Origin of the sequence: Paraburkholderia sp. SIMBA_030, assembly GCF_046535245.1 — a bacterium.
Classification (GTDB): Bacteria; Pseudomonadota; Gammaproteobacteria; order Burkholderiales; family Burkholderiaceae; genus Paraburkholderia.
Genome location: NZ_JAWRXB010000471.1, coordinates 1 through 274, shown reverse-complemented (window position 1 = coordinate 274; position 274 = coordinate 1). Strand labels below are relative to the sequence as shown.

Here is a 274-nt window from a genome sequence, read left to right as displayed (position 1 = left end):
GGGTATAGCCGAACCAGCCCAGCCATTGGCCATAGCCGATGCCTGTGCCGGAATGGATCGCGGCGAAGATCAACAAGGAGTCCAGTACTGAGTGGAAGAGCGGTAGTCCGGCAAGCAGGAACCCGCCGATGATCGTGGCAACGATCCTGGCAACGTCGTTGTTGGTGCCTTGTTGCATCCGGCTCATGTGATGGTGCTGCCGCCAAGGACCGCAAGGGCAATCGTCTGCAGCGACAAGGGGACGTCAATGTAGTGGTGCGCGCTCTCAGCCACC

The 274-nt window shown here is 60.2% G+C and carries 1 protein-coding gene; it reads right to left on the bottom strand.

The features are described 5' to 3' along the window. Nucleotides 1-187, bottom strand: a 187-nt coding sequence (locus tag SB772_RS40835; protein WP_410838628.1) for a hypothetical protein, incomplete at its 3' end; no start/stop codon positions are given. Between the last annotated feature and the right edge of the window lie 87 nt (nt 188-274).